At 54.4% G+C, this 22350-nt stretch carries 18 protein-coding genes; 11 read left to right on the top strand and 7 right to left on the bottom strand.

Annotated features, from left to right (window positions below):
- Positions 1–47: 47 nt before the first annotated feature.
- The 11 genes from ACKWMY_RS04650 to ACKWMY_RS04600 all read left to right on the top strand — a co-directional run bounded on the left by ACKWMY_RS04650 (position 48) and on the right by ACKWMY_RS04600 (position 13741).
- Entirely contained in the window at positions 48–1670 is a 1623-nt protein-coding gene (locus ACKWMY_RS04650; protein ID WP_409485965.1) for an NAD+ synthase, read from the top strand.
- Between the two features lie 13 nt (positions 1671–1683).
- On the top strand, positions 1684–2022 hold the full coding sequence (glnB, locus tag ACKWMY_RS04645; protein WP_004847623.1) for a nitrogen regulatory protein P-II: 339 nt from the start codon (positions 1684–1686) through the stop codon (positions 2020–2022).
- A 188-nt stretch (positions 2023–2210) separates the two neighbouring features.
- Positions 2211–3134, top strand: coding sequence for a LysR substrate-binding domain-containing protein (locus ACKWMY_RS04640; RefSeq protein ID WP_021178886.1), 924 nt, complete (start codon positions 2211–2213; stop codon positions 3132–3134).
- Between the two features lie 111 nt (positions 3135–3245).
- A complete protein-coding gene (locus tag ACKWMY_RS04635) occupies positions 3246–4709 on the top strand; it encodes a gamma-aminobutyraldehyde dehydrogenase (protein WP_065686622.1) in 1464 nt (487 codons plus the stop codon).
- Between the two features lie 72 nt (positions 4710–4781).
- Positions 4782–5933 (top strand): putative ABC transporter substrate-binding protein YdcS, encoded by a 1152-nt coding sequence (ydcS, locus tag ACKWMY_RS04630; protein WP_409485964.1) that lies wholly within the window; start codon positions 4782–4784, stop codon positions 5931–5933.
- Between the two features lie 390 nt (positions 5934–6323).
- A complete protein-coding gene (locus ACKWMY_RS04625) occupies positions 6324–7352 on the top strand; it encodes an ABC transporter ATP-binding protein (protein WP_021178883.1) in 1029 nt (342 codons plus the stop codon).
- A 1-nt stretch (position 7353) separates the two neighbouring features.
- Positions 7354–8298 carry an ABC transporter permease gene (locus ACKWMY_RS04620; RefSeq protein WP_021807702.1) on the top strand — a complete coding sequence of 315 codons (945 nt, stop codon included), beginning with the start codon at positions 7354–7356 and terminating at the stop codon, positions 8296–8298.
- Complete coding sequence (locus ACKWMY_RS04615) at positions 8288–9094, top strand: ABC transporter permease (protein WP_021178881.1); 807 nt, start codon at positions 8288–8290, stop codon at positions 9092–9094. The genes ACKWMY_RS04620 and ACKWMY_RS04615 overlap by 11 nt, the downstream gene beginning before the upstream one ends.
- A gap of 38 nt (positions 9095–9132) precedes the next feature.
- The gene (gene patD / locus ACKWMY_RS04610; protein WP_098930043.1) at positions 9133–10557 is read left to right on the top strand and encodes an aminobutyraldehyde dehydrogenase; all 1425 of its coding nucleotides are present in this window, start codon (positions 9133–9135) and stop codon (positions 10555–10557) included.
- A gap of 95 nt (positions 10558–10652) precedes the next feature.
- Positions 10653–12563: an NAD(P)-binding protein gene (locus ACKWMY_RS04605; protein WP_409485963.1), complete on the top strand. Its 1911-nt coding sequence runs from the start codon at positions 10653–10655 to the stop codon at positions 12561–12563.
- Complete coding sequence (locus ACKWMY_RS04600; protein WP_199062711.1) at positions 12560–13741, top strand: c-type cytochrome; 1182 nt, start codon at positions 12560–12562, stop codon at positions 13739–13741. Before ACKWMY_RS04605 ends, ACKWMY_RS04600 begins: the two co-directional genes overlap by 4 nt.
- A gap of 59 nt (positions 13742–13800) precedes the next feature.
- Here the strand turns inward: ACKWMY_RS04600 and ACKWMY_RS04595 are convergent, their stop codons facing one another.
- The 7 genes from ACKWMY_RS04595 to ACKWMY_RS04565 form a co-directional block, all read right to left on the bottom strand.
- A complete protein-coding gene (locus ACKWMY_RS04595) occupies positions 13801–14085 on the bottom strand; it encodes a hypothetical protein (RefSeq protein WP_409485962.1) in 285 nt (94 codons plus the stop codon).
- A gap of 839 nt (positions 14086–14924) precedes the next feature.
- Complete coding sequence (locus ACKWMY_RS04590; protein ID WP_211134446.1) at positions 14925–15329, bottom strand: hypothetical protein; 405 nt, start codon at positions 15327–15329, stop codon at positions 14925–14927.
- The gene (locus ACKWMY_RS04585) at positions 15329–15676 is read right to left on the bottom strand and encodes a hypothetical protein (RefSeq protein WP_211134445.1); all 348 of its coding nucleotides are present in this window, start codon (positions 15674–15676) and stop codon (positions 15329–15331) included. The genes ACKWMY_RS04590 and ACKWMY_RS04585 overlap by 1 nt, the downstream gene beginning before the upstream one ends.
- Positions 15660–16082: an RHS repeat domain-containing protein gene (locus tag ACKWMY_RS04580; RefSeq protein WP_211134457.1), complete on the bottom strand. Its 423-nt coding sequence runs from the start codon at positions 16080–16082 to the stop codon at positions 15660–15662. The genes ACKWMY_RS04585 and ACKWMY_RS04580 overlap by 17 nt, the downstream gene beginning before the upstream one ends.
- Before the next feature lie 111 nt (positions 16083–16193).
- Complete coding sequence (locus ACKWMY_RS04575) at positions 16194–16676, bottom strand: pentapeptide repeat-containing protein (RefSeq protein ID WP_211134444.1); 483 nt, start codon at positions 16674–16676, stop codon at positions 16194–16196.
- The gene (locus tag ACKWMY_RS04570) at positions 16676–21541 is read right to left on the bottom strand and encodes an RHS repeat-associated core domain-containing protein (protein ID WP_409485961.1); all 4866 of its coding nucleotides are present in this window, start codon (positions 21539–21541) and stop codon (positions 16676–16678) included. Before ACKWMY_RS04570 ends, ACKWMY_RS04575 begins: the two co-directional genes overlap by 1 nt.
- A 10-nt stretch (positions 21542–21551) precedes the next feature.
- Entirely contained in the window at positions 21552–22337 is a 786-nt protein-coding gene (locus tag ACKWMY_RS04565) for a DUF4123 domain-containing protein (protein WP_211134442.1), read from the bottom strand.
- Positions 22338–22350 lie beyond the last annotated feature (13 nt).

Below are 22350 nucleotides of genomic sequence, written 5' to 3'. Positions count from 1 at the left end.
GATTTACACTCCGTTTTCTTTGTTGTGGCATGGCAGACCATAGAGATATGAGCAGATCACTTTCCATTGCGTTGGCCCAGCTGAATTTGCTGGTGGGCGATATTGAAGGCAACAGCGAGCGCATGTTGCAAACCGTGCAGGAGCAGCAGAAGGCGGGAGCCGATCTGGTCATGTTCACCGAACTGGCGCTGTCCGGCTACCCGCCGGAAGACCTGCTGTACCGTGATGATTTCTACCAGCGCTGTGATACTCAGCTAAGCCGCTTGCAGCAGGCCTCCGCCGATGTGGCGATCCTGGTCGGCCACCCGTGGCGTGAAGACGGCAAGCTGTATAACGCGCTGTCCCTGTTCTCTGAGGGGGCCTTGCAGGCCCGTTACTTCAAGCAACAGCTGCCTAACTACGGCGTATTCGATGAGAAGCGCTATTTCCATGCGGGCGATAAAAACTGCGTGGTGGAGCTGAAAGGTTATCGTCTGGGATTGCTGATCTGCGAAGATTTGTGGTTCCCGGAACCGGTCGATGCGGCGAAAGCGGTGGGGGCAGAGATCCTGCTGTCGATCAACGCTTCCCCGTATAACCGTGAAAAGCCGTATATCCGCAAAACCCTGATGGCGGGCCACTGCCAGCGTACCGGTCTGCCGTTGGTCTATCTGAATCAGATCGGCGGGCAGGACGAACTGATTTTCGACGGCTGTTCAAAAGTCTTTGATGCCGCTGGCAATATGACTCATCGCCTGGCGGCTTTCGCCGAGCAGGTGACTCTGCTTGAGTTCAAAGGCCTGGAAGTGGTGCCGATGACGGCTCCGGCGGCGGAGTTGCCACAGCTGGCGCAGGTGTATGAAGCGCTGGTGCTGGCCGTACGAGACTATGTGACCAAGAACGGTTTCAAAGGTGCGGTGCTGGGCTTGTCTGGCGGGATCGACTCGGCGCTGACCCTGGCGATCGCCGTGGATGCGTTGGGCAAAGACAAGGTTCAAGCCTTGATGATGCCGTTCCGCTATACGGCAGACATCAGCATCGCCGATGCCAAGGAAGAGGCCGAAATCCTCGGTATCGAATTTGACATCGTCTCGATTGAACCGATGTTCGACGCCTTTATGGGCCAGCTCGCCCCGATGTTTGCTGATAGCGCACGGGATACCACCGAAGAAAACCTGCAGGCCCGCTGCCGTGGCGTGGTGCTGATGGCGTTGTCTAACAAACGCGGTAGCATCGTGTTAACCACGGGTAACAAAAGCGAGGTGGCTGTCGGGTATTGCACGCTGTATGGTGATATGGCCGGTGGCTTCGACGTATTGAAAGATGTGCCGAAAACCCTGGTGTTCAAGCTTTCCGAATACCGTAATACTGTCTCCTACGTGATCCCTCAGCGGGTGATCGATCGTCCACCGTCTGCTGAACTGGCGCCGGATCAGCTCGATCAGGACAGCCTGCCACCGTATGACATTCTGGATGCTATTCTGGAAGGTTATGTCGAGCGCGATAAATCGGTTGCCGATCTGGTTGCTGAGGGCTTTGAAGAAGCCGTGGTGCGCAAGGTGATCCGCCTGGTGGATATCAACGAGTATAAACGCCGTCAGGCCGCCGTCGGGCCGCGCATTACCGCTCGTAACTTTGGCAAAGACCGCCGCTACCCGATCACCTCCGGCTTTGGCCGTAAAAATTGGTAATTAAGGAATAAAAATGAAAAAAATTGACGCGATTATCAAGCCCTTCAAACTGGATGACGTGCGTGAAGCACTGGCCGAAGTAGGCATCACCGGCATGACGGTGACCGAAGTGAAAGGCTTTGGTCGCCAGAAGGGCCATACCGAACTGTACCGTGGTGCCGAGTATATGGTCGACTTCCTGCCAAAGGTTAAAATCGAGATCGTAGTGGCTGACGATATCGTGGACACCTGTGTGGAAACCATCATGCAGACGGCGCAGACCGGTAAAATCGGCGACGGTAAAATCTTTGTCTTCGACGTGGCCCGTGTGGTGCGTATCCGTACCGGCGAGCAGGACGAAGAAGCGATTTAATCATTCGGCTGACAAGCCAACAGGCTCACAACAAAGGCGCGGCTTAGCTGCGCCTTTGTTGTTTTTGTGCACTGCCTCCCTATTTGCGTTCTAAAAAAGCGAACGATATCGCGTTTTTCACACATTTCCTGATGGCTTTCCGGTGAGCATCTACACTCAAACCAACTGTTTTGTTTGAGGTTGTTACCATGATGACGTTACGCCAAATCCGCCATTTTATTGCCGTGGCCGAAACCGGGTCGATCTCGGCGGCGGCGCAGGCGGTGTTTGTGTCACAGTCTTCGCTTACGCTGGCGATCCAGCAGTTGGAAACCGACATTGGTGTGCGGTTGTTTGAACGTCACGCCAAGGGAATGAACCTGACCCACCAGGGGCACCAGTTCCTGCGCCAGTCGTACCTGATCTTGGCAACGGTGGATAATGCCAAGCGCAGCCTGCAACTAGGCACCGAAAGCCTGAGTGGCAAATTGACCATCGGCGTCACCAGCCTGGTGGCGGGGTATTTCCTGGTTGAGCTGCTCAAGCGCTTCAAGTCTGCCTATCCCAACGTGACCATCCAGGTGATTGAGGACGAACGGCCCTATATCGAGCATTTGCTGGTGAGCGGTGAGATTGATATCGGGGTGCTGATCCTGTCGAACATTGAAGACCGCGATGCCTTACAGACCGAAGTGCTGATGCACTCCCCGTATCGCCTGTGGCTGCCGCCGCTGCATCCGCTGCTGGAGCACGAAAGCATCGGTTTGGCAGACGTTGCCAAACAGCCGCTGATCCAACTCAACGTTGATGAAATGGACGTTCATGCCCGGCGTATCTGGGGGAGAGCGGGCCTGAAGCCGGAGATCGCCATGAAAACTGCCTCCACCGAAGCGGTGCGCAGCCTGGTGGCGGCGGGCATGGGCATTGCCATCCTGCCGGATATGGCTTACCGCGCCTGGTCGTTGGAAGGCAATATGATTGAAGCGCGCAAGCTGGTGGATTTGCTGGAACCGCTGGATATCGGTCTGGCGTGGCGGCGTGGCAGCGCACGGCCTGAATTGGTGACGCCATTCCTCACCATTGCGCGGGAGAACAGCAAAACGAACATGACTGGCCTCAAGCCTTCGATTTAATCGAACGCTGCCTTCAGTATTTAGAATTTGTTGTCCGCAGTGCGCTCGCTTAGTCTGATTAAAACTAACTTATCACATTTAGTTAACGTTTTTGTCACATAAGGCGGCGCAATGGCAGAGTTACAGTTGGTTTCAGGTTTGTCCTGTCGGCAATTCATTAACGGCGAATCGGTCGAGGGTGAAGGCCACCAGGAGACCATTGTTAATCCTGCCAACGGTGAAACTCTGGTTTCCATTGCCGAGGCAACGCCAACTCAGGTGGGTCACGCAGTTGCCGCCGCGCAGCGGGCATTTTCCCACTGGTCACGGACCACTCCCGCTTTCCGAGCAACAATCCTGCTGCGTATTGCCGATGCCATTGAACGGCAGGCAGAACATCTGGCGCGCCTTGAAGCGCTGAACTGCGGTAAACCTTTCCATCAGGCACTGAACGACGATCTCCCCGCAGCCATTGACGTATTCCGCTTCTTCGCCGGGGCCGTGCGCACCCAGCAAGGCCAGTTGGCCGGTGAATATGTTGAGGGCCATACCTCAATGATCCGGCGTGACCCGATCGGTGTGGTGGCCTCCATCGCGCCATGGAACTATCCGCTGATGATGGCGGCCTGGAAGATTGCTCCGGCGCTGGCCGCAGGCAACACCGTAGTATTCAAGCCCTCCGAACATACCCCATTGACCATCCTGGCCTTGGTGCCTGCGTTGCAGGAAATCCTGCCGCCAGGCGTGTTGAACATTGTTTATGGCGGTGGCGAAGGGGTGGGTAGTCATCTGGTGGGTCATCCGCAGGTTCGTTTGGTTTCGGTTACCGGCGATATTGTTACCGGGCAAAAAATCCTGCAGGCGGCGGTCAAAAGCGTCAAGCGTACCCATCTGGAACTGGGCGGTAAAGCCCCGGTGATCGTCTGTGACGATGCCGATCTGGATGAGGTCGTCAGCAGTATCCGCACCTTCGGTTACTACAATGCCGGGCAGGATTGCACCGCGGCCTGCCGCATTTACGCCCAGGCAGGAATCTATCCGAAGCTGGTGGAAGCTTTGGGGGAGGCAGTCTCTAGCCTGCGCTTTGCCCGCAAGCGCGACGAAGATAATGAAATTGGCCCACTAATTAGCAGCCGCCAGCGTGACCGGGTAGCCAGCTTTGTCGAACGGGCCCTCAGCCAGCCACATATCGAATTGATCACTGGCGCGGCGGCGCACTCTGGCCCCGGCTTTTACTACCAGCCCACGCTATTGGCTGGCTGCCTGCAAACCGATGAAATCGTCCAGCGTGAAGTGTTTGGCCCGGTGGTCAGCGTGACGCGTTTCGACACCCTGGAGCAGGCGGTGACCTGGGCCAATGACTCCGAATACGGTCTGGCCTCCTCGGTCTGGACACAGAATATCGACCGCGCGCTGCATATCGCGGCGCATTTGCAATATGGCAGCACCTGGATCAATACCCACTTTACGCTGGCGAGCGAAATGCCCCACGGTGGCTTAAAGCGCTCCGGCTACGGCAAAGATCTCTCCAGTGATTCATTACAGGATTACAGCGTTGTCCGGCACGTGATGGCGAAGTTCAAGGCTTCCTTCTAGCCACACGGCCGATAAAAAATCGGCGGCAACCGTTCCTTGCCGCATATCTACTGCAACACAGGGGTAATTACGATGGGAAAAACACACGCAATCACCACAGTCACCGCGCTCTGTATGACGATCCTTTGCGGTATGGCTCAGGCTGCTGATACGCCGCAGCAGTTGGGCAAAGGGGAAGGGCGGTTGGACATCATCGCCTGGCCCGGTTACATCGAACGTGGTCAGTCCGACAAGAACTACGACTGGGTGACCCAGTTTGAGAAACAGACCGGCTGTGCGGTGAATGTGAAAACCGCCGCGACCTCGGATGAAATGGTCAGCCTGATGGCGAAAGGCGGTTACGATCTGGTGACCGCTTCTGGCGATGCGTCGTTGCGCCTGATCTTCGGCAAACGCGTGCAGCCAATCAATACCGCGCTGATCCCTAACTGGAAGAATATCGACCCACGCCTGTTGAACGGTCCTTGGTACAACGTGGCGGGGAAAACCTACGGTACGCCGTATCAGTGGGGGCCAAACCTGCTGATGTATAACACCAAAACCTTCCCGATGCCGCCAGACAGTTGGGCCGTGGTGTTCCAGCAGCAAAACCTGCCGGACGGCAAGACCAATCAGGGCCGGGTGCAAGCTTACGACGGCCCAATCTATATCGCCGATGCGGCTCTGTTCCTGAAAGCGACTCAACCCCAGCTTGGCATCACCGACCCTTACCAACTGAACGAAGAGCAGTATCAGGCGGCGCTGAAACTGCTGCGCAACCAGCACGCGCTGATCCACCGTTACTGGCATGACACCTCGGTACAGATGAGCGATTTCAAAAACGAAGGCGTGGTGGCCTCCAGCGCCTGGCCATACCAGGCCAACGCCCTGAAAGGCGAAGGCCAGCCTACCGCTACCGTATTCCCGAAAGAAGGGGTTACCGGCTGGGCAGATACCACCATGTTGCACGCCGAGGCTAAGCATCCAAGCTGCGCCTACCAGTGGATGAACTGGTCGCTGGAGCCGAAGGTCCAGGGTGACGTCGCTGCCTGGTTTGGTTCATTACCAGCAGTTCCAGCAGGCTGCAAGGCCAGCACCTTGCTCGGCGACAAAGGGTGTGAAACCAACGGTTTCAACCAGTTCGACAAGATTGCCTTCTGGAAAACGCCACAGGCCGAGGGCGGCAAGTTCGTCCCTTATAGCCGCTGGACACAGGACTACATCGCCATTATGGGCGGTAGATAACTCTCATTGCTCTCACCTGCGAGCGCCAGACGGCTCCCTCTCCCTTTGGGAGCATTGGGGTGAACAACTGGACTACATCGCCATTACGGGCGGTAGATAACCACCACTGTTCTCACCTACGAGTGCCTGACGGCTCCCTCTCTCTTTGAGAGAGGTTGGGTGAACTGCTGGACTATATCGCCATTACGGGTGGTAGATAACCACCACTGTTCTCACCTACGAGTGCCTGACGGCTCGCTCTCCCTTTGAGAGAGGTTGGGTGAACTGCTGGACTATATCGCCATTACGGGCGGTAGATAACCACCACTGTTCTCACCTACGAGTGCCTGACGGCTCCCTCTCCCTGTGGGAGAGGGTTGGGGTGAGGGGCAACATTTTGGAGCGTACATCATGACCATTGCTGTGCAGTTTATCGATGTCTCGCGCATTTTCGGCGATGTTCGCGCCGTAGATCGGGTTTCTGTTGAAATACAGGACGGCGAGTTTTTCTCCATGCTTGGGCCTTCTGGCTCGGGTAAAACCACCTGCCTGCGGTTGATTGCCGGCTTTGAGCAACTGAGCTCCGGCTCCATCCGCATTCATGGGCAAGAGGCGAGCAATCTGCCGCCTTATCAGCGCGATGTGAATACCGTGTTCCAGGACTATGCGCTGTTCCCGCATATGTCAGTGCTGGAGAACGTGGCCTACGGCCTGATGGTGAAAGGCGTTGCCAAGCGTGAACGACTGGCCAGGGCGAATCAGGCATTGGAAAGCGTGGCATTGGGGTTTGCTGCCGAGCGTAAACCGGCGCACCTTTCCGGTGGCCAGCGTCAGCGCGTGGCTCTGGCTCGTGCATTAGTCAATCGCCCACGCGTACTGCTGCTGGACGAACCGCTCGGGGCGTTGGATCTGAAACTGCGCGAGCAGATGCAGGGGGAGTTGAAGAAGCTGCAACGCCAACTGGGCATCACCTTTATCTTCGTCACGCACGATCAAAGCGAAGCCCTGTCGATGTCCGATCGGGTGGCGGTATTTAACAATGGCCGTATTGAGCAGGTAGATGCGCCACGCGAACTGTATATGCGGCCAAGAACGCCGTTTGTTGCCGAGTTTGTCGGCACGTCCAACGTGGTACGCAGCGAACTGGCGGAACGGTTGCTGGGGCAATCGGCCACCTTCTCGATCCGCCCGGAGCATATCCGCCTGCTGGATCAAAGCGGCGCAACGCAAGGGGAAGTTCAGGTTCAGGGCACCTTGCAGGATATCCATTACCAAGGGGCGGCGACACGCTATGAAATCGCCCTCAGCAGCGGTGAGAAACTGCTGGTCAGCCAGGCTAACCCGCAGTGGCAGGCCGTGGCACAGCAGCGCCTGATCGGCCAGCCGGTCACCGCCTGTTGGGCCAGAGAGGCAATGGTACCGCTGCTGGAGGAGAGGTGAGATGGACATGAGCATCGAGCAGCCGGCAGCGCCCGGCGGTAAAATTCGCGCGATTTCAACCTACCTGTACCGCAAGCCAACGCTGTATCTGCTGTTATTGCTGGTGCCACCGCTGCTGTGGTTTGGGGCGGTGTATCTGGGCTCGTTGCTGACCTTGCTGTGGCAGGGTTTTTACACCTTCGACGATTTCACCATGACGGTGACGCCGGATCTGACCTTCGCCAACCTGAGCGCGCTGTTCAACCCGGCCAACTACGACATCATCGTGCGTACGCTGACCATGGCAGTGGTGGTTTCGCTGGCCAGTGCGGTATTGGCATTCCCGATCGCCTATTACATGGCCCGCTATACCAGCGGCAAGGTGAAGGCATTCTTTTATATCGCCGTGATGATGCCGATGTGGGCCAGCTACATCGTTAAAGCTTATGCCTGGACGCTGCTGCTGGCGAAAGACGGCGTGGCCCAGTGGTTCCTGCAACATATGGGGCTGGAGCCGGTATTGGCGAGCATTCTGAGCATTCCCGGCGTAGGGGGTAATACGCTATCCACTTCCGGTCTTGGGCGCTTCCTGGTGTTTGTCTATATTTGGCTGCCGTTCATGATCTTACCGATCCAGGCGGCGTTAGAGCGCTTGCCACCTTCGTTGCTGCATGCTTCTGCGGATCTGGGGGCTCGCCCATCGCAGACGTTCCGCTATGTGATCCTGCCGCTGGCGGTACCGGGGATCGCAGCCGGTTCTATCTTTACTTTTTCGCTGACGCTGGGCGACTTTATCGTGCCACAGCTGGTGGGGCCGCCGGGCTACTTTATCGGCAGCATGGTGTATGCCCAACAGGGGGCGATCGGCAATATGCCGATGGCGGCTGCCTTTACGCTGGTGCCGATCGTCCTGATCGCCATTTATCTCTCGATTGTGAAACGCCTGGGGGCCTTCGATGCACTCTGAACGCGCGCCGTTAGGGCTGAAACTGGCCGCCTGGGGTGGCCTGATCTTCCTGCACTTCCCGATAGTGATTATCGCCATGTACGCCTTCAACACCGAAGACGCGGCGTTCAGCTTCCCACCGCGGGGTTTTACCCTGCATTGGTTCAGCGTGGCGGCGGGGCGGCAGGACATTATTGATGCGGTACTGCTTTCGGTGCAGATCGCCTGCCTGGCCACGGCGATTGCGCTGGTGCTCGGCACGTTGGCAGCAGCGGCGCTGTATCGCCGGGACTTCTTCGGCAAGGACAGCATTTCGTTGCTGCTGCTGTTACCTATTGCCTTGCCGGGGATTGTCACCGGTCTGGCGCTGCTGGCGGCGTTTAAGGCGCTGAATATCGAACCGGGGATCATGACGATCGTCATCGGCCATGCCACCTTCTGCGTGGTGATCGTGTTCAACAACGTGATCGCCCGCTTCCGCCGTACCTCACACAGCCTGATCGAAGCTTCGATGGATTTGGGGGCTGATGGCTGGCAGACCTTCCGTTACGTGATCTTGCCGAATCTGGGCTCGGCACTGTTGGCGGGGGGGATGCTGGCGTTTGCCCTGTCATTTGACGAAATCATCGTGACCACCTTTACCGCCGGGCACGAACGTACGCTGCCGCTGTGGCTGCTGAATCAACTGGGCCGCCCACGTGATGTGCCGATCACCAACGTGGTGGCGCTGTCGGTGATGGTATTGACGATGTTCCCGATCCTGGGCGCGTACTACCTGACCAAAGGCGGAGAAAGCGTCGCTGGTAGCGGTAAATAACACCTTAATTGATGCCAATATTTCCAAAGGATAACCCTATGCAAAGCCAACTGCTGATTAATGGTCAACTGGTTACCGGCCAGGGCGAAAAGTTGCCGGTCTACAACCCGGCGACGGGAGAAGTGATTGTGCAGGTGGCCGAGGCCAGCGCACAGCAGGTTGAAGAGGCCGTGCTGGCCGCCGATGCGGCGTTTGAACAGTGGGGGCAAACCACCCCGAAAGAACGTGCTGAGCACTTACTGGCGCTGGCGGACGTGATTGACCAGCATGCGGAAACCTTCGCCAAACTGGAATCCCTCAACTGCGGCAAGCCTTATCACTGCGCGTTGAATGACGAATTGCCTGCGGTGGCCGATGTCTTCCGCTTCTTTGCCGGTGCCAGCCGTTGCCTGAGTGGTATGGCGGCCGGTGAATATCTGGCGGGACACACCTCGATGATCCGCCGCGATCCGCTGGGTGTGGTGGCTTCGATTGCTCCCTGGAACTACCCGCTGATGATGGCCGCCTGGAAGTTGGCACCCGCGTTGGCGGCGGGGAACTGCGTGGTGATCAAACCTTCTGAACAGACGCCGCTAACCACCTTCAAGCTGGCCGAACTGGCTGCTGGCGTGTTTCCGCCGGGCGTACTCAACGTGTTGTTTGGCCGTGGTGCCAGCGTGGGCGATGTGCTGACCGGCCATGACAAGGTGCGCATGGTATCTCTTACCGGTTCTATTGCTACCGGCGAGCACATCATTGCCCACACCGCACCTGGGATTAAACGCACCCATATGGAGCTGGGAGGCAAAGCGCCGGTAATCGTCTTCGATGATGCCGATATCCAGCAGGTTGTTGACGGTATCCGCACCTTCGGTTTTTACAATGCCGGGCAGGATTGCACAGCCGCATGCCGGATCTATGCGCAAAAAGGCATTTACCCGCAACTGGTGAAAGCGCTGGGTGAAGCGGTGGCCAGCTTGAAGATCGGGCCTCCGGAAGACAGCAGTACCGAATTAGGGCCGTTGATCACTTCCCAGCATCTGGAGCGAGTGATTGGCTTTGTTGAGCGAGCCAAAGCACTGCCTCATATCCAGGTGGTCACCGGGGGTGAAAAAGTCGCTGGCCCTGGCTTCTATTTCCAACCAACGCTGTTGGCAGGCGCGCGCCAGGAAGATGAGATCGTCCAGCGTGAAGTGTTTGGCCCGGTAGTGACGGTGACGGAATTCGACGACGAAGCGCAGGTGCTGGCCTGGGCCAACGCCTCCAATTACGGCTTGGCTTCCTCCTTGTGGACGCGTGACGTAGGGCGTGCCCATCGCCTGAGCGCGCGTTTGCAGTATGGCTGCACCTGGGTCAACACCCACTTTATGCTGGTGAGCGAAATGCCGCACGGCGGGCAGAAGCTGTCTGGCTATGGCAAAGACATGTCGATGTACGGGCTGGAGGATTACACCACCATTCGCCATGTGATGTTCAAACACTAATCTGCTTGATCTGGCTGGATTTATACGCACAATAACGCGGCTCTCAGGCTGGCTTCGGCTGGCCTGATAATAATAAAGAATAAAAGGACGCTTTTATGGCTATCACCCGTCGCGATTTTCTTAATGGGGTGGCGATCACCATCGCCGCCGGGCTAACGCCGATGCAGATCCTGCGCGCATCACCGCAAGCCGCCCATCAAACCCTGTATTACCCACCCGCGTTAACTGGCCTGCGTGGCAATCATCCAGGCTCATTTGAACATGCCCACCAACTAGGGCGTGATGGCAAAACCTTTGATTTTGGCAGCCTGCCGATCGAGGAGGAATTCGATCTGGTGGTCGTCGGCGCTGGTATCAGCGGACTGGCGGCGGCCTGTTTTTGGCAGCAGATGAAGGGCAAACAGCAACGTATTTTGCTGATTGATAACCATGATGACTTTGGCGGCCACGCCAAGCGTAACGAATTCAGCACCGAGAACGGTACTCTCCTTGGCTATGGGGGCAGCGAATCGTTACAGTCGCCGCGTTCCAACTTCAGCCCGGTTGCCATGGGGTTGCTGAAAAATCTGGGCGTTAGCCTGGACGGTATGGAAAAGGCCTTCGACACCACCTTCTACCCAGACCTGAATCTCAGCCGTGGCGTCTACTTCGATCGCCAGAACTTTGGCGTTGATAAGGTGGTGAGTGGCGATCCGGGCCGAGTGGTGGCGGATGATATTCCGCGCGATCGCCTCAATGGTCGCTCTTATGAAGATTTTATCAACGACTTCCCGTTGCCGCAGGCCGATCGCCAGGCCTTGATTGCGCTGCACACCGTCGAAAAAGACTACCTGCCGGGGCTGAGCCAGGAAGAGAAGGTGGCCTGGTTGGACAAGCACAGCTATAGCCAGTTCCTACGTGAGAAAGTGGGGCTGAGCGAAATGGCGATCCGCTATTTCCAGCAAACCACCAACGATTTCCAGGCCGTCGGCATTGATGCGACCTCTTGTAGCGATGCCCGCATCTGTGATCTGCCAGGCTTGAGCGGTATGAACCTGCCGCCGCTGGACGAGGAATCGCAGGCCGATCTCGACGATCCCTATGTATTCCACTTCCCGGATGGCAACGCTACGCTGGCTCGTCTGATGGTGCGTCATTTGATCCCTGCGGTGGCACCGGGTGGCAAAGATATGAACGACGTCATCCTGGCGCAGTTTGATTACAGCCAGTTGGATCGCCCAGAGTCGCCGGTGAAACTACGCTTGAACAGCACCGGGCTGCACGTGGCCAACGTGGGTGATAAGGCCGAGGTGGCCTATATCAACGGCGAGAAGATGGTCAAAGTGCGTGCCGGGCAGGTGGTGATGGCCGGTTACAATATGATGATCCCTTATCTGATCCCGGAAATGCCTCACGAGCAGCAAGAAGCGCTGAAGCAGAACGTCAAATCGCCGTTGGTGTACAGTAAGGTGGTGATCCGCAACTGGCAGCCGTTTATCAAACTGGGGGTGCACGAAGTCTATTCTCCTACCGCGCCTTACAGCCGGGTGAAACTGGACTATCCGGTAAGCATGGGGGGATATCAGCACCCGCGCGATCCAAACCAGCCTATCGGGCTGCATATGGTGTATGTGCCGACCTTGTCCGGCAGCGGCCTGAGCCCGCGTGAACAGTCGCGCAAAGGACGAGCGCTGTTGCTAGGAACCCCGTTTGAGGTACACGAGCAGATGATCCGTGAACAGTTGCAGGGCATGTTAGGTGATGCCGGATTTGATCATCAGCGGGATATTCAGGCGATCACCGTCAACCGCTGGTCGCATGGTTACTCCTATTTCCTCAACGGCATGTTCGATGATGAAGATGAGACTAAAAAGATCATCGAAACCGCGCGTCAGCCGATCGGCAAGATCGTCATTGCCAATTCTGATTCCGACTGGAGCCCGTATGCCAACTCGGCGATCGATCAGGCTTGGCGAGCAGTGAATGAACTGGCTTACGGCAAAGTGGCTGCCAAGGAGGGGGTATGACATTACGTCCGTTGTATCTGATGCTGTTACTGGCTGGTGGCTCGGCTCACGCCATGTCCGCCGGTGAATACGTGGCCAAGGCAGGGGACTGTACGGCTTGCCATACGGCTCCGGGTGGTAAGGAACTGGCGGGTGGGATGAAGTTCCCAACGCCGGTGGGGGATATCTATGCCACCAATATCACACCGGATAAACAGCAGGGAATTGGCAGCTACAGCTTTGAAGAGTTCGACCGTGCCATGCGGCAGGGCGTGGCCAAAGATGGGCATCGTTTGTATCCCGCTATGCCTTATACCTCTTACGCCAAAATGAGCGAGCAGGACATGCGCGCTCTGTATGACTACCTGATGCACGAAGTCCCGGCGCAAGACACTGCCAACCGGGAAAGCGATATCAGCTGGCCGTTGTCCATGCGTTGGCCGTTAGCGGTATGGAATATGCTGTTCCATGAAGACCAAACCTATCAGCCAGACAGTAAGCAAAGCGCCCAATGGAATCGCGGCGCCTATCTGGTGCAGGGGTTGGGTCACTGTGGCAGTTGCCATACTCCGCGCGGCTGGGCGATGCAGGAACAAGGGCTGGATAACCAATCTCCAGAGTTCCTGAGTGGCGCAGAGTTGGATGGTTGGTATGCACCGAGCCTGCGTGGGTTGAAGCCGGATGATGTGGTTGCGCTGCTGAAAAGCGGCCGTAGCCGACATGCGGCAGTGGCTGGGCCGATGAGTGACGTGGTGGCGCACAGCACGCAATACCTCAGCGATGACGATTTAAAAGCTATCGCACAGTATGTGCACAGCCTGGAGATAGAGGCACCGAAACCTGTAGCAACCATGGCGGCATCAAGCGCGAGCATGGCTTCTGGCGGGCAGACCTATGCGATGTACTGCTCAACTTGCCATGGCAATAAGGGGGAGGGGAGCGACAACGTAATACCTGCTCTGGCGGGCAATCTGTCGGTGACGGCGGAAAATCCGCTGACCGCCTTGCGCGTGGTGCTGGAAGGAGCGCATACGCCGGTTACCCAACATGCCACGGCGATCGTTATGCCGGGTTATGGCTGGGTGCTCAACGATCAAAAGACTGCCGATCTGATGAGCTATCTGCGCGGGAGCTGGGGGAACCAGGCTGCGCCGGTGACGGCGGAACAGGTACGGGATGCGTGGAAGCGGACTAAATAACAGGGTGTTGCAGTGTGTCACTCTGTGCTTGTTTTATAGGGTTCGAACATGTTCGAACCCTATAACTTCAGCCACTTATTGTTTTTTATTTCCCTTACTTTATCAGTCAACGCAAAACAATCCTCCAGCGGTTCTCCATCTAACGCCCAGTATTCAATTAACTGAAAATGCTTCTGATGATTGTTTGAAAGAAAACCTAATGCTTTAACGATAACATCATCATTTGCATCCATTCCCATATTTAAACAATCATTAGTAACATCAAGTATCAATTGCATCAGCAAATCTTGCTCAGATTCAGAGTAACTATAATTTGAGTAAGTTAAGATATATTTTTCAGCCATTCCTCAGTACGAAATCCCTCAGGTAATTCATATGCCCAATCTTGGGTGAACTCATCCCCGCAAGGTAAGCCAAGATCTCTACATATACGCTCTATTGAATTCATTTTATGTTTCTCTATATTTTTTGAGATGTGTTGAGTTATAAAGTTTATAGTGCTTCATGTAGACGCCGAACACTTGTAGTGTGACGTTATTTTGGGATTGGTAGTTTTTAAATCAAAACTCACTGCACTCCAATAGATTGATATTTAATTCATTTTCTTTCAAAAATCGTTTCAATTTTATTTTTGATCACATTTTGCTCGTTCAGGTTTCCATAAATGAATAGTATGACAATATCCATAGACATAGAGAGATAAAAAAAGGGGAGTGGCGCTATTTTGATAAAAATTACCTTTGTGGACGAAGCCGATATTCTTTTTACGTGAATAGACCATGTCATAATCATTGATTAAGTCACAAGTGATTTTATTTATAAAATCATCAATAATCTTGTCTACTTTAGCAAATAGTTCTAGACCCATAATGCTTACTGTCCTCCTGAGCTAGTATAGCTCTGATTGAATAATAACGATACCGACTTTAGTACAACTTGCTTTCTACATCATGGAAATACCCATTCAAAATGAGCGACTGTGGAAAGGACTCAACAAACGCTACCGTCAGATTGCCTGAAGCGCGGCGTACCGCGCCTACGGCAATCTGACTTTTATCAATTATCAACCCCGGCGGGACCTTACCAATGCTTCAATTCCACTACATGTTACCAGTTGCGTTGAGTGAAATTGTTTACTTAATGCATCAGTCAAGGCGATTTTTGTTGGTAGTTAATTATTTTATCACCTTAACTCTTCACTGAGTAAATTAAATTCATCACTTTCATCATCAAATTTATAAGTATAAATCTTATCACTTGAATACACATGTCTACTAACATGTGTAACATCTTTGTTTTTCAGTGCTTCCTTAATGAATTTATCTTGTTCAACTATATTACTAACATGAACATATAGGCCATAATCTTTCAGATCCTCATCATACTGTTCCTCACCCTCTATATTTTGAATGATGTCTATTTTTCCATTATTATCGAAATCGAAAGTATTGTGTTCTCCTAGGTAACTCCCTTCTCTTTCTGTATATTCCATATCTAGCATGGATGAAAATAACTCACTATAGAGAGCCATGTCATTACTCTTAATCGCTAGGGTGTCATATTTTTTAACTTTATTTTCAGTAGTCATTATTTATTTACCTTTAATGAAGGTCGTCTCAATGCCTCAGTTGAATTATCAAAAAGCATGAGTTCAACATCTCTACCAGATATTTGACTAAGCTTAAGCCTAAGATCATCTAACTTCAAATATTCTGCCTGATTATCAGTAAGTGGCCCTATACGTAGAGGGCCTGTTTTTTGTTTGAATTTTTTATCTTTTGGTGCATTTAAAGCCCCTAAGTATAAATCATCGTTAACTATCGCAATATCAAAATCGCTTCTGCGGTTAACATCAAATTTTTCGCCTGTCGAGTGCTTATACCCTGTTGCTGAGCTACCTTGGAAATAAACATCAGTATTAGGGGGGTAAGTCATCTAACAATACTTTCTTAAATGTATTATATTCCTCAAGTGAATTAAAACCATGAGGAATTTCTGTACGATAACCAGGATTACTTAGCTCCTTACAAGGATCACTCGCCAGCCCCAGCGGATCCACCCATCCGGTCGGGTTAGGCACATACTGCGTCTGGTTCAGTCCACCGGCCAGCCCAATAGGGTCAGGGGTGATAAATCGGGCTGTCTCCGGCGAATAATAACGATACCGGTTATAGTGTAGCCCGCTCTCCGCGTCGAAGTACTGGCCCTGAAAACGCAGCGCCTGCGGCACAGATTCAACGAACGCTACCGCCAGATTGCCGTAGGCACGGTACGCCGCGCTCCAGACAATCTGTCCTTTGCCGTTGACCTGTTCCTGTGGCGTTCCCTGGTGGTCATTCAGGTGGTAGTAAATTGGCCTTTGCCCAGCAACTGCGCCAGTGGCACAAAGCTGCTAGGGCTAGGTTACCGGAAGTGCGATAGGGCGGATTCCCGGTAATCTGGCTTTAAATTTTTATTTAATCAATAATGCACCTTTGCTTTCAGGATCGAAGTTATCAGGCCAAATTGTAAGCCTATTATAAGTAGCTTGATTAAAGCTAGCTGTTTCAATTCTTGATGATGATAAGTTGGCCCCACTCAACTTTGCGTTGTTAAAGTTAACACAAAATAAGTCAGCCTCAGATAAATTCGCGTTAATCATATTTGAACCAAGAAAAAAAGCTCCCATCAGTTTTGCATTTGATAAATTGCAATTAATTAGTGATGCATTTAAAAAATTAGCATTCATTAACAATGAATTGGAAAGGTCAGAAAAATCAAGAACGCAGTTGGAGAAGTTAGCACTTCGTAAATTGGCGCTTTCAAAATTAGCTTGGCGTAATACATAGCCCTCAAAAATAGCCGTATGTAAAGATGCGCTAGAGAAATCGAAACCCTCTAAACTAGATGCATTGATAACTTTAACTTCTCCAGATTCAAATTTAATAATAAACATTAATTATTGCCCCAATCAGTTGGATCAACTATTGTTTCATGCATTGGCTTGACTCTAGGTATATTACTTGGGGATAATGTCCCCGCACCTATTTCAGGAAGGACTCCAACGACCTTTCCTGCAACATATCGATGGTTACCCTCAACGATTACATTACCATCAACTTTGATCGGAGGTGCAATGTCTCCTTTCAATAATCGGTCAACATAGCGTTGAACAGCAGGGAGTGAAACCATCCCCTGTACTGTTTGGAGAGAATCTCCTTTTAAAGCTGTGTGAATAACTTCAGGTGTAACGTCGGCACCACGCGTGATCTTAGGGATCTCCGGCTCACCCGTCTTCACCCCAGCCGGTATATCTGAGTCCGGAGGGCACCCCCTCTTCACACTAGTCAACCCCAGCGGATCCACCCACCCAGTAGGGTTAGGCACATACTGCGTCTGGTTTAGGCCACCGGCCAGCCCAATAGGGTCAGGGGTGATAAACCTTGCGGTCTCCGGTGAGTAATAACGATGCCGGTTATAGTGCAACCCGCTTTCTGCATCGAAGTACTGCCCCTGAAAACGCAGTGGTTGCGGCACAGATTCAACGAACGCTACCGCCAGATTGCCGTAGGCGCGGTACGCCGCGCTCCAGGCAATCTGTCCTTTGCCGTTGACCAGTTCCTGCGGGGTGCCCAGATGGTCATTCAGGTAGTAGTAAATCTCCGACTTGCGTCCTTTGCCCAGTAACTGCGCCAGCGGCACAAAGCTACCGGGGCTGAACAGGTAGCTTTTATAGGTCGCCAGGTGCGCCGGTTTTGGGTCATCCGCCGTAAAGATATTATCATCGTCGGCGCATTCTGCCACCATCCGCTCGCCCTGCCAGAAGAACCGGGTTATGGCATTAGGCCGTTGGGCCAGCAGGTCCTGCTTTTGGATACGCCGACCAAAGGCATCATAGGTATAGGCAAAATGGGTTTTCTGCCCCTGGCGCTGTTCAATGAACTCCACCAACCGGTGCTGGCAGTCATAACGGAACTCCCGCACCCACAGTGGCTTGTTGCTGCGCACTTCATGTGTCAGGTTGCCAAACTCGTCATATTCGAACTGCACATCGCCTTTCTGCTTCAGCAGGTTGCCACGCACTTGTGTTCCACGGGAGGCAGCATCGTTCCCCAATACGTTACCCGCTGCATCGTGCGTAAACCGTTCACTGATACCCCGCCAGCGCAGCGCCTGCGGCAAGGCTTCAGGGTAGGCTATCGGGTGGTGCAGCGCTTCGGTCAGGCGATGTTGCTTATCGTAGCGGTATTCCCGGTTGCCTTTGTGCGGGTCGAGGATCTGCGTCAGGTTGCCTGCCGGGTCGTACTCGTAGCGGCGCTGCATCACCGGTGTTACGTCTGGGGCGTCACCCTCCATTTCTGCCTGTACCACGGCGGTAGCCCGTTGATAGCGCAGGCGTTGCTGTCCGTCATAATCAAACTCGCTCACCACCTTGCCGGTGATACGCCGGGTTTCCTGCTCACCGCGATACTGGTGCTCACTCAGCACCTGGCCATTGAGTGCAATACGCGAGACCTGCCCCTGCTGGTACTGGTAGGCCAGAATGTTGCCGTCGGGCAGGCATTGGCGTGTCAGGTTACCTGCGCTATCGTAGCCGTAAAACAGGCTGGCGAAGCCCTGATACTCTTCCGTCAGCCGCCCGACTTCATCGTAACCGTAAGCCAGCGGCCACTGCCCGTCGTCCACCAGCCGCAGGCGGTTAAAGGTGTCGTAGGCGTAGCTGATTTCCTTGCCGTCCGGCAACACTTTGCGTACCAGTCGTCCGGCAGCATCCCGCTCATAGCGGGTAACCAATGCGGTCTGTTCACTCTGGCTGGTGCCGTACTCGGTGCGCTGGGTCAGGTGCCCGTTCAGGTCGTAGTCATAGAGGAAGTGGCGTCCGTCAACGGTGTGTTCTTCACTCACCAACCCGTTGGGGTGATAGGCCAACCGATGGTGTTCACCGTTCTGGTTGATGATGTCGCTGACTAAACTCTTCGGACTGTCATAACGGTATTCCACCTGGCTGAGGTCGGGGTAAATCACCCGGCTCACCAAACGGGAATTTGGATAGTATTCGTATTGGGTGGTCAGTCCCTTTTCATCACGCTCATTGGTGACCTTGCCGTAGGCGTTGTACCGGTAGTGGCGCACCGTGCCGTCATGCGCGTGAATAGCCTCCAGCCGGTTGGCGGCATTCCAGGTATAACGGGTGCCGTTGACCCCGGCCTCGTCCAGTGGGCTGTCGCTGTGCCGGATCACTTGCCCCAGCAGGTTGTAACGGTAGTAGTGGGTCAGCCCGTTGCGCTGATGGTGTTCCAGCACCTGGCCAAACGCATCGCGGACAAAGCGCTCGCGGCTGCCATCCGGGTATTGCACCTCGTTGAGTGCCCCTTGTGCAGACCACAGGTAGTGGCAGGTATTGCCCAATGCATCGGTTTCCTCCGTCAGGTTGCCCTGCGTATCGTAGCGATACCGTTCACGGAGCTTGTCCTCCTGATCGAGGCTCCAGGTGGTTTTCTCTACTACTCGGCCACGCGAATAACGGTATTGGGTCTCCTGTCCGTCAGGCGTTCGCACCCAGGTGCACTGCAGTTCAGCGTTATAGCCATATTCGGTGCGGTTGCCCAACGGATCGGTTTCACTCAGCAGCTCACCGCGTTCACCGTATTCATTGAGGTGGGTCGCGCCGTCCGGGTCGACTTTCTTGATCAGACGGCGGAAGCGGGTGTCATGTTGCCAGGTCTCCCGTGAACCGTCCTGATGGACCAGGGTGACGGCCCCGGGTTGCTCATCCCACAAAAAACGTTGGTCAAGGTTAGGCAGGTTGCTCCAGTGGCGCACCGCACGGGCTTGTTTGCCTTCCCCTTGCCATTCCCAATAAAACTCAGCCCCGCCGGCCAACTGCCGCAGGCTGAACACATAATCATCACGATACTGATAGCGCTCGGCCTCCCCGGCCGCATTGATAGCGGCACTCAGTTGCCCCCGCTCATCGTACTCATAGGTCATCAGCGGGTGGAGAGCCTCTTCCCGACCCGATTCTGGGATCAGGCTCAGCTGCGTCAGGCGCCAGCCTTGAGGCAGCTCCTGATAGCTGAACTGCAAGGCCGCACCAGCCGGATGTTCCAGCCGAACAGGTAAGCCATCGTGATAATGCAGGGTCAACCGCAACTGGCGGTGTGAAAGGCCGGTGATGCGCCCGGTCGTTTGCCCCGTAACCCGATGCACATGCAACACCCAGCCTTCCATGCTACCGGCCATCAGGCAGTAGCTATCGGGCTCTTCGTCCAGATAGGCGGCGGCCCCGGCTACATAGTTAAGCCCGCTTGGGGAAACTTCGGTAGGTAATGGCAGAATGGTGGTGAGGGTTTGATGATCGGTCCAGTGCAGTTCATCACCGATAAACTCCACCTGATGTTGCAGGCTATGGCTCCAGCCAAAACCAAATACAGACGTACGTTCGACAGCGGTGGTGCGGTACTGACGCTGGAAGATAAAGGGCGTCAGGCCAATCAGTTGCCCATCGTCCAGAGTAAGCAACTCTTCGCCGTTGATCAGCGAGACCGGGCAGCCGCTGCCGGGGGTGCACTGCGAGTTCACCGTGGAGTGGCCTGCCGCATCTTTCGCGGCGCTGTTATGCACCGCGCCTGAATTATCAGTCAGTTGTGCATGGTTTGATTCGCGTACTTTGTTATTCCGCCCCTGTTTCAACCGGGCACTGGCCTGACGCTTGAGGTTCCATTCACGAGTTTTTTCAAAGAAATGCTTGGCCAGTTTCTCGGTTGCTTGCAGGATAGTCATGAGCCCATCCCAGATGAGTTTCCCCACACTACCCAGTTTTTTTAGCGCCGCTCCCACTTTATAGACCAGGAACGCGACCCCTAACCCTCCGGTCACCAGGGACAGTACGGCTCCGATAACCAGGCCAATCAGGCTATCGCTGATCAGCGAGCCTCCGGCCTCCACCACCGGTCGCAGCAATGTGCCCCACGGGTACATGTACACTTGCAGTTCCACCGAGCGCATAAGCAGATACAACGCAGCTTCGTCATTAAACAGCGCCAGCAACTCACGGGTCATCTGCATGCTGCCCTTCAGCAGTGACTCCAGGTCTTGCTCATCCAGTTCGGGAATGAGATCTTTGTACTTGCTGGCTTCCGAATAGATTTTCTGGCCGTACTCTTTTGCATTGGTCGCCACATGGAAGGCCAGCTTGATATCATCCCACATGGAGAACAAACCGGCGTACATTCCCTTTCTTAGGGCCCCCCACAACTCCTCAGCAAGCTTATCTTTTTGCCACTGCGGTTTGTACGTTAACCATTGCGTCGATAGGGCGCTGTGCATATCCAGCATCAAGCCGTCATAGGCTTGCAGCATCTGGTCGTTGTGCTGTTTCATTTGGTTGTCAGTGGCGATAACACGGTATTTTTTGCCAGCGGTAAGATCAGGAAAGAGCGCCACACCTTGTTCATCGGTTTGCTTCGTCCCCACCAAGGTGTACTTATCCTTACTGGTATTTTCATAGACCTCGATAGTCACATCGGGGATGGGCAGTTCAAACGTGGACTCATAGGCGAGGGCCACTCTGATCTCACCGTTTTTCGGGCAGGTAACCACAGTGCTCTCGAAACTACGCTCATCTTCAGAGGCCACGGTTTTGTTATTGTTGAGCCGTAGGGTTTTTTCCATCTCCAGCGTCGGCCCACCGATTAGGCCGGAAAGCTTGCTGGCGACGGCCCACTCCTTGACAGCCTGCCGATAATCTTTGGTCAGCAGGGTCTTGTTTTTGAAGCCCAGTAAGGCATTGTCAATACTCGCAATATATTCGGTCGTCATAGTCCATTACTCACGGTCGAAAAGAGGAAACGTTGAGGGTGATCACCTCGAACGGATTGGTACGGCGGCTCAGTGCGTCTACCAGAGCCAGGGACAACCGGGCGGTTCGCTTCTTCGGATCTGGTGTCTGTTGCCAGACCTGTGGGTAAAGCCGCAACGCAATCTGGCGCAACACCGGTTCCGGCACGGCTTGATAGAGTTCAAACTCATTCTCGCGCAGCCAGGTCAACTGGTTGGCGATCAGCGGCTCCGGATCTTCATCCAGCAGTGCATCCACCATCCCTTGGGGCACCTGCCACCAGGGGCTAATCTGGGCCTGCGCGGAAGGATCTATCGGGCAGGTAAAACCCTCGCCGTTCACCCAGTAATCGGAGAACACCGGCAGGATAGTGCGCCACTCATCGCCAAAGTAGCGCAGGTAAGCTGGCAGATAACGCCCATCCCAATAGCGGAAAAACACCGCTTTGCCGCTGGGCATAATCACCTGCGTCAAACCGGCAAGGTGGGCCGCCAGGGCAGCCTGTGGCAACGGTGAACGTGCCAGCCAGCCCCAGTTGCGTAAAGGGGTATCTGCCACCCAGCGTAAGAATGGGCTGCCTTCGTTAAGCTGCACCAGCACCGGCATCACTTCAAACCAGTTGGCATAGGGTGTGTTGGCGTAAAGCCCGTACGGCGTGCGGCTGCCGTCCTCACGGTAATAGGCTTTGATGCCTTGCGCGCCATGGGTGTTGGCCAGGACTGCGTATAACTGTGTGCCCGTCGTTTCTCTTACCCAGTCCTGTAAGGTCTGTTGCATCTCTGTACCTCCT

Origin of the sequence: Serratia sp. J2 (genome assembly GCF_046269175.1) — a bacterium.
GTDB classification, from domain to species: domain Bacteria; phylum Pseudomonadota; class Gammaproteobacteria; order Enterobacterales; family Enterobacteriaceae; genus Chania; species Chania fonticola_C.
The sequence above is the reverse complement of the archived record's forward strand: the minus strand, read 5'-3'. Positions and strand labels throughout refer to the sequence as shown.